Genomic DNA, 7,488 nt, shown 5'->3' with positions numbered 1-7,488 from the left:
TGGTATTCGCCGATCGCCACCACCGTGATGCTGTGGGCTTTGTTAATCTATGCTCCTGTCGGTTTTCAGCCGTTTGTCTATTTCCAATTTTGATCAACAGCCCCGCTCACGATGAAGCCCGCTTTCGCCTACTGGATTTCCTTTGTCGTCGGCGGCGTTTTCGTAGCTTGGCTGAGCGGGCGACTTGACCCCCATTTCGTATCGGATTCCGCGAGTTATCTGGACTATTCATTTTCGTCCTTCGATGCGATTGGACGATCGATTCGCACGCCGGGCTATCCATTGTGGTTGCTGGCGTTTCGCAGCACGGTCGGATTGGCTTTTATCCCTTTGGCTCAGGTGATCGTCCACGCCACGGCAGCATCTTGGTTCGCCATCGAACTGAGACGGCAAGGGCTGGGCGCTCGCGACTGCATCGTCGCAGGAATCGCGATCGCAGTGGGATGCACCGCGATGGACCACATCAACACCGTTTCGACCGATGCGATCGCAGCCTCCGTGGGCGTCATGGTTGCGACCGCACTTTTGCGATTCAGCACTGCGGCGGATTCGTGGTGGTGGGCCACCGCGGTTGTAGTTTTGTCGGTGATTGCGATCATGCTGCGACCCGCTTACTTGTTTCTAATCCCCTGGCTGATGGTTGCAGGCAGCTTATTAGGCCGGGTCCATGGGCAATCATGGAAACGCTCGCTGGGCAACAGCTTGCTTGTTTCGGTCGCGACGCTCGTGCCAATATTGGCCTGGATGGGGCTTCGCTTGGTGGCCGTCAACGACTTTGGAATCCTGCCGTTTGGCCACCAGAACTTGGCGGGGGTACTGGTCCAATTGCTCTCGGACGAAGAACTCCGAGCGTTACCCGGTGATGCGGCCGCGATGGGAGAATCAATCGTGTCGGAGCAGCAAGACCTCGCGGCGGCGGGGCACACTTTTGCCGCAGGCGAAACGGGAGCGACGATGACCATCGATGCCCGCTGGGACGAGATGACCTATTTTGTTGTCGTGCCTGCGGCGAAAGCAATCGCAGGCGACGATCCCGTCGCACAACACAACGTCATCAAAGCGATGAACCAAGAAATCATTCGTCAATACCCGCAGCGTTACATGGTCTGGATTGCAAAAAATGGGCGGCGGGGCGCATGGGCGATCGCTGCGGACATCGCCATGCACCCGATATTTTTGAGTGCAATCCTCGGTTTGACCGCATGGTTGATCTATGCAGCGGCCAGCGGAATACCGTGCGGCGGAGTCCTGGACAATGGCCTCGCCATGCGGTCGTTAACGATCATGACGCTGACCTATCTGCTGGCGAAGCTGGGGTTTGTGATCCTGACCAGCCCCGGGATTGGCCGATTCAGCGATGCTGCGGCGATCTTTTTGCCAGCGTGGCTTGCGGTGGCCGCACTGCAGTGCATTTTTCCTCTCTCGGAACGCAAAACACGAGAGCTTGGGTGACTCGTGTTTAGTCGCGAGGTTTCAGACCATTATGAGTTGCTTTTGCGGTCAGAGCGTCTTCGGGCCAAAAGTGCTTGGGATAGCGGCGACGCAGTTCTTTGCGGACGACCGGATAGGTGGTCTTCCAAAAGCTATTCAAATCATCGGTGATCTGTTGCGGCCGGCGGTTTGGTCCGAGCAAGTGCAATTGCAGCGGCACCTTGCCGCCCGCGATACGAGGTGTGTCGGTCCAGCCAAACAATTCCTGCAGCTTGACATGGATCGCCGGCGGCTTGCCCTCGACGTACTCGACACGCACCGTATTGCCGCTGGGAACGGTGATTCGCTCGGGAGCGTGACGTTCAATCTGTTGCTGCTGAGCATAGTCGAAGATCCCCTTGAAATGGTCCAGCCAAGCGGCGCGGCGAAGCTGGGCCAGCGACGTCACCGATTGACACAGTTGCTCGAGCACGCGGTGCACGGCAGCGTCGTCAAGTTTGGGAATATCTAAATCCGGCATTTGCGAATGCAGAAAGCGTACTCGCTGCAAAAATGCCAACGCAGCTTCGTTTTTGTCGCTCAACAACGACTCGACATTATCTCGCGTCACATCCGCTAATACCGTCGCGACATGGGGACTTGGTTGACATTCGATCGGCGATTCACTGAGAACGAGGTCATGAAAATATTGCCGTCTTCGTGCGATCACGACTTGTTTTGCGGGATCATAAAACGGTTCATCGATCGTACGAACCTGCGACGCGTCAAGCCACTCCAGCTCGATCGGCACCGCGACTCGCACCCTCGCTTCGGTGCCACGGTCGTCAACATCGATACAAACAAAGTATTTGGACGGCATGCCCGCTTCGTGAGCCAGTGCCGCGTTGGCAAGCTGGACTCCACGGCCGCCTACCATCACCCCTCGGTCGCTGTCGTGGCTTCGTCGACGAGCGACGCGATCGGGGTACGCGGCCAACAGACATTGCTGCAATGCTTGGTTATCGCCTGAGTGCTGCGGCGAGCTCTCTGCCGACCCCATGATTCGGCGAATTTGTTTGGCAACTCGCTGAATTTGTTTCGCAGCCCCACGATCGATCTCGATGCGAGCATCGCCATCGAGATAGCGTTTCAATTTTTCAATCTGGTCAAACAGACTTAACGATTGCGAGCGAAACGGACCGCGTTCACTTAACAGCGCCGCAATCAGTGTCGCGTCAGCAACCACTCCAAAATCATCAGCAGCAACAAGGAATCGGGCAATCCGTGGATGCAGCGGCAACCGCATCATTCGCTGTCCGACCGGCAATAAGCCACCGTTGTCATCGATCGCGCCGAGCGAGATCAACAACCGTTTGGCTCGATCAACGGTTTCGAGCGACGGCGGTGTCAGCCAAGGAAAATCCAATGCATCGCGTTCGCCCCAACCGGCCAACATCAAGGCGGCAGAACTAAAGTCCGCACGCTCAATTTCGGGTGAATCGTGCAGCCGTCGCGAGCGATGGGCCGCCAGCGGCCAGAGCCGGAAACAGACCCCCGCTTCGGTTCGCCCGGCCCGCCCCGCCCGCTGGTCCGCCGAGGCTTGGGAAATGGGTTCTAAACGAAGCACCGGAAGCCCCACGGCAGGATTGAACCGCATCACGCGAGCGAGCCCGCTGTCGATGACCGCGGTCACACCAGGAATTGTGACCGACGTTTCGGCGACGTTGGTGGCAAGAATGATTTTGCGTTTATTCGATACCGAAAGCACCGCATCTTGATCGGCCGCATTCATCTCGCCGTACAGATCATGCAGTATGCAATTCGCAGCCATCCCGCTTGCTTCGATCATCCGGTGCGTTCGCCGGATTTCCCCCACCCCCGGCAAAAAGATCAGTACGTGACCGGCGGTCCGATCGAGTGCTGTGGGCAAGGTTTCGATGATTTGCGAATCGATTGGCTGTTTGGACAGATGAGGCGAATGAACGATGTCGACCGGAAACGCCCGGCCTTCGCTGTGCACCGACACTGCATCGCCAAGAAACTCTGCCACCGGCTCGGTCGCCAACGTGGCCGACATCACGATCAGTTTCAATTCGGGACGCAGTGTCGTGCGGATGCGGTGCAGCATCCCCAGCGCCGAATCGATTTCGAGACTGCGTTCATGGAACTCGTCCAAGATCACACAGCCCACGTTTTCCAGCAGCGGGTCATTGCTAAGTCGCCGCAGCAACATGCCGGTTGTCATCACGATCAACCGCGTCTGATTGGACGTGCATCGATCAAAGCGAACGTGATAGCCGATACGGCTACCTAATTCGCTGTGGTCCAGATACGCCAGCCGCGATGCTGCACCCCGCGCGGCCAAGCGACGCGGTTGAATCAATAGAATCTCGCCATCGTCGACGCTATTCCGCTGCAGCAATGCGAGTGGAACCAGCGTCGTTTTACCAGCGCCCGGAGGCGCCTTTAAGACCACGGGAATCGACTTGCTTGCCGAAGCAAGGATCGAGTCCAAGCATTCTACGACCGGCAAGTCGAGGGCGTCAGCATCGCTAGAAACCGAGTTGCCGGAACCAGAATCGCTCACGTCGAGATGCTCACTTGGATTGCGACAAAGACACTTGTGGTTACGCAGGTCCCAAGCCAAACGCTCTTCGCCACGCACTGATTTGGCCGACGTGAAGCGTGATATGACCACCGACGTAGAAGTTCAGCATCGCACCAGACGTAGGCAGTCGATCTCGCATCGCTTCATTGGGATTCGCCTCTAACAAAACGGCGTCGTCCGCGTTTTCCAACGCCGCCAGCGCGGCTTCATAGCCGGTGTTGAACGCGTTCAGGATCTCGTCCATCGGAGGATAGATATTGCCCTCGGGATCGTCGACGCACTTCGCTGACTTAGAGAACACTTTGACAAACTTGTCACTCGGCTGATAGGCCGATGCATCGCCTCCCAACGCCTTGATCACCTCGGACGCATACAAACTAAGGTGTCCAAAAACGAACGCGGGATGATTCGACTCGATCACCGTATCGCCGCACTTGGCAAAGCGAGCAAATTGTTCGGGGGTGACGTCTTTCAGCATGCGTTGGGCGTTGGCAAGTCCAATCCGGCTGGACGCTGCAATCATGGGACCGATGTTAGGCACGGCGTTAAATCCTTGTTTCATTCGAGTGTAAAATCCGCCATTCGGCATATCCTAGGTCGCGATGCCGAGAACCGTCTAGACACCGACGCGGATTTGACGTTCGCAGCCACTTACTACCGTTAATCACGCTTGGGCGATCGCGTCCGCCACAACTTGCTTGGACTTTGCCAGCCCCTCGCGGGCGACTTCCAACGCGTCGCGTTTCCAGTACTCGGGATTGAACAACTCGAGTGAAAAGGTGCCACGGAAACCATGGTCAAGCAATTGGCGAATCGTTGGCACGAGCGGGCAGACCCCGTCGCCGGGAAAGACACGATCTTTGTCACTGATCTCGCGCTGCGAAGGTTCGCCGGGATAGTCGTTGATATGGAAGCAATGCATTCGCGAGGCTTCGATCATCCCTAGGCCCGCGAAATCGCTACCCCCTTTGTAGATATGATAGAAATCGGGCAGCACACATGCCTTGGGGTGTTCGGCGGCCGTTGCGACGTACGCCAATTCACCCAGCTTGCTGATCGTGGGCGAAAAACCCCAAAGTTCCAACTGAGGCGTGACTCCCGTTTCGTCCCCGACCTGCAACAGTGCACGATAACGCTCGGCGATCACTTCAAGTGGCGGCGAGATCGCCTCTTTTTGATGCGCCCCGATAGGCGGCGCCGCAATCATGGTCCCCCCAATGGACCGAACCAATTCCATGTCGCGGCGAGCCACTTCGAGCCCCGCTTTTCGCTGTTCGGCATCGTCGTTGATCCATTGTGCAAATCCGATCGCGCTGTCGACCGTCATCCCTGCATCTTCAATCTGCTTTCGCAGATCCGCAACGCTGCCTCCGTCTTTGACATAGGTTTCTAGATCCCGAATCCATGGTTCGACGCCATCGTAGCCCGCCTTGGCAGCCACTTCGATCTGCTGCTTGACCGTCAGATTGTGTCCTCGCAGCGTGCTCATGTTAAGAGCGAAGCGGACCGGAAAGGTGTCGTTTACGGAAACCGGTTCTGTGGCAGTGACGGTTGCAAGATTGCGGGTCACCGCCAAACCGACGGCGGAGGTGCTGACAAGTCCCATAAATTGGCGGCGGTCGGTCATAGCAGCAAAACTCTCAGGAAGGAAAAATCAGGGGAAGAAAAAGGGGCAGGAGCCATCGTTTTACTCGATTAGCCTAATCAAAACATCATGGCGTTGCTTGCATGGAATATTCGCAAGCAGAAGAGAACTGAATTTCCGCTTCGCGACATGTGCCGAGAGTTTTATTCATTTGGGAATTTCCGAAACGCTTCGCGACCTTGGTTATGAATAAAACAATCCCCGACGAATTGGGTTGCAGCTAAGCAAAAAAGCCTCACAATGGACGGAGTGCAAACCACACCCTTTTCTCATTAGATGCTCTTCTCAATAGCATTTGCGTGTTGATGCCAAGCGATTCACCCGAATCGAAATTGAATCCGCATCCATCGGATGCCAGCCGAACTGAGCTTACGCAATCAAGTGACCCGCTTGATTCACGAGACACCGGCAATTCCACTTCGCAACTGCGAATCGATTCGGAACGCGAGTCACTTGAACTCGAATTGTTCCGGCTCAAGCGAGAAGCCGATGCGGCGCGTCATGAAGCGCAAGCGGCGAGGTGCGATGCCGAAGCAGCCTCGATCGAGCTAAAACTTCGCGGACTGGATACGCCCCACCCCGAGACGCCAATACGAATGGCTGCGTCCAGCCCCGCTGCCCCGAGTCACGCGTCGCCGCAACCGACCGACCCCGCCCGCACAGCGGACGATCCCTCGCATGCCGCGGCGCCCTTGCAAGCGGATTTAGAACCGGACCAAAACACTGCGGATGTCACTTGGTATACGAGCCCGATTCTCGAGAAACCCGCATCGACGCCGCTTGAACCGGAGCCGGCAAAGAGGGAGCTTTCCGCTGCCGCATTGACCTCGACGTCGTTTCAAAGTTGGCAAGAGATTCGCGAAGCGTTCGACCAGGATGTCGAAAAACATCGTGCTGAGAAACAGGACGACGAAACGCCGATCGGGGACGCGTCCGACAGTCCCGATGCAACCGAGAAGGCAGACGCAACAACCAGCAAACCATCCGCTGGCGTCACCGAACTGGCCGTTGTTGAAGAGCCAAATATCCAACCGGACACCCTCGCTCGGATCGTCACTGAAACTCGCGAAGATCACGCCGCTGCACCGCAGCGACGCGTCGATTCGGCTCATCGCCAAGCTTCTGCGCCTCGGTTTCGAGACGCGGTTTCGCCGGACGAAAGGAGCCCGGCCGTGGCAGCAGGCGAAACGAGCGATGCCCCATCGGTTTGCATCGCAACGGCCAAACCAACCGCCACCGAATCGGCGAGTTCATTAGATCCAGCTTCTCTGCAGATCCCGAGCCTCGACAGCGGCGAGAAGCCGATCGAAAAAGCGAATATCGCGGATCTTAAATCGGAGTTCGTTGCTGACGACACGGCGACGCCCGAGGATCGGCGACGAAAACCAGCGGCCTGGATCGCAAGCGTGATTGTGCATGCAGTCATTCTCGTGATCCTTGGCGTTGTCACACTGCAAACGCACAAGCCGCTCGACCAGGTGACGCTATCCGCCTCGGCACCTTCGGCGTCCGAAGTGTCAATGGAAACCTTTTCCATTGAAAGCAGCGAATTGGAAACCGAGCCGACCGAAGAGCAAACCGAATCCGAGATCCAGTACGACTTGAGCCCCGTCGGCGAGATCGCAGTATCCGATTTCAAGCCCCCACCACCGCCATCGATGCCAAGCCCGGCTGCGGCCATGCTGAGCCAGTCCGACAACTCGGCCGCCGCGATGTTGACCAAGCCGAGTGACTCGGACGCCAAGATCCAGTTTTGCGGAGTCGATGGTGGGGGAAACCATTTCGTCTACTTGGTCGACAGCAGCAAGAGCATGGGGGACGCCTT

General features: G+C 57.1%; 5 protein-coding genes. 2 read left to right on the top strand and 3 right to left on the bottom strand.

Annotated elements, in window-relative coordinates; translation table 11 throughout:
• Nucleotides 1–111: 111 nt before the first annotated feature.
• Nucleotides 112–1,452, top strand: coding sequence for a hypothetical protein (locus tag ABX962_RS24820; protein WP_372723297.1), 1,341 nt, complete (start codon nt 112–114; stop codon nt 1,450–1,452).
• A gap of 7 nt (nt 1,453–1,459) precedes the next feature.
• On the opposite strand, the gene hrpB is transcribed toward ABX962_RS24820, so the two are convergent.
• The 3 genes from hrpB to ABX962_RS24805 all read right to left on the bottom strand — a co-directional run bounded on the left by hrpB (nt 1,460) and on the right by ABX962_RS24805 (nt 5,645).
• Nucleotides 1,460–3,997, bottom strand: a complete 2,538-nt coding sequence (gene hrpB / locus ABX962_RS24815) for an ATP-dependent helicase HrpB (RefSeq protein WP_372723295.1) — start codon at nt 3,995–3,997, stop codon at nt 1,460–1,462.
• Nucleotides 3,998–4,037: 40 nt separating this feature from the next.
• Nucleotides 4,038–4,559 (bottom strand): DinB family protein, encoded by a 522-nt coding sequence (locus ABX962_RS24810; RefSeq protein ID WP_372723293.1) that lies wholly within the window; start codon nt 4,557–4,559, stop codon nt 4,038–4,040.
• 123 nt (nt 4,560–4,682) lie between these two features.
• The gene (locus ABX962_RS24805; RefSeq protein WP_372723292.1) at nt 4,683–5,645 is read right to left on the bottom strand and encodes a sugar phosphate isomerase/epimerase family protein; all 963 of its coding nucleotides are present in this window, start codon (nt 5,643–5,645) and stop codon (nt 4,683–4,685) included.
• Between the two features lie 323 nt (nt 5,646–5,968).
• Here ABX962_RS24805 and ABX962_RS24800 point away from each other — a divergent pair.
• A partial coding sequence (locus ABX962_RS24800; protein WP_372723290.1) for a hypothetical protein occupies nt 5,969–7,488 on the top strand: 1,520 nt, incomplete at its 3' end.

Origin of the sequence: Novipirellula sp. (assembly GCF_041583735.1) — a bacterium.
GTDB lineage: Bacteria > Planctomycetota > Planctomycetia > Pirellulales > Pirellulaceae > Novipirellula.
The sequence above is the reverse complement of the archived record's forward strand: the minus strand, read 5'-3'. Positions and strand labels throughout refer to the sequence as shown.

What these genes read in the sequence shown, in the direction of transcription:
- ABX962_RS24820 (WP_372723297.1), top strand. Translation starts at nt 112, where the DNA reads ATGAAGCCCGCTTTCGCCTACTGGATTTCCTTTGTCGTCGGCGGCGTT.
- ABX962_RS24805 (WP_372723292.1), bottom strand. Translation starts at nt 5,645, where the DNA reads ATGACCGACCGCCGCCAATTTATGGGACTTGTCAGCACCTCCGCCGTC.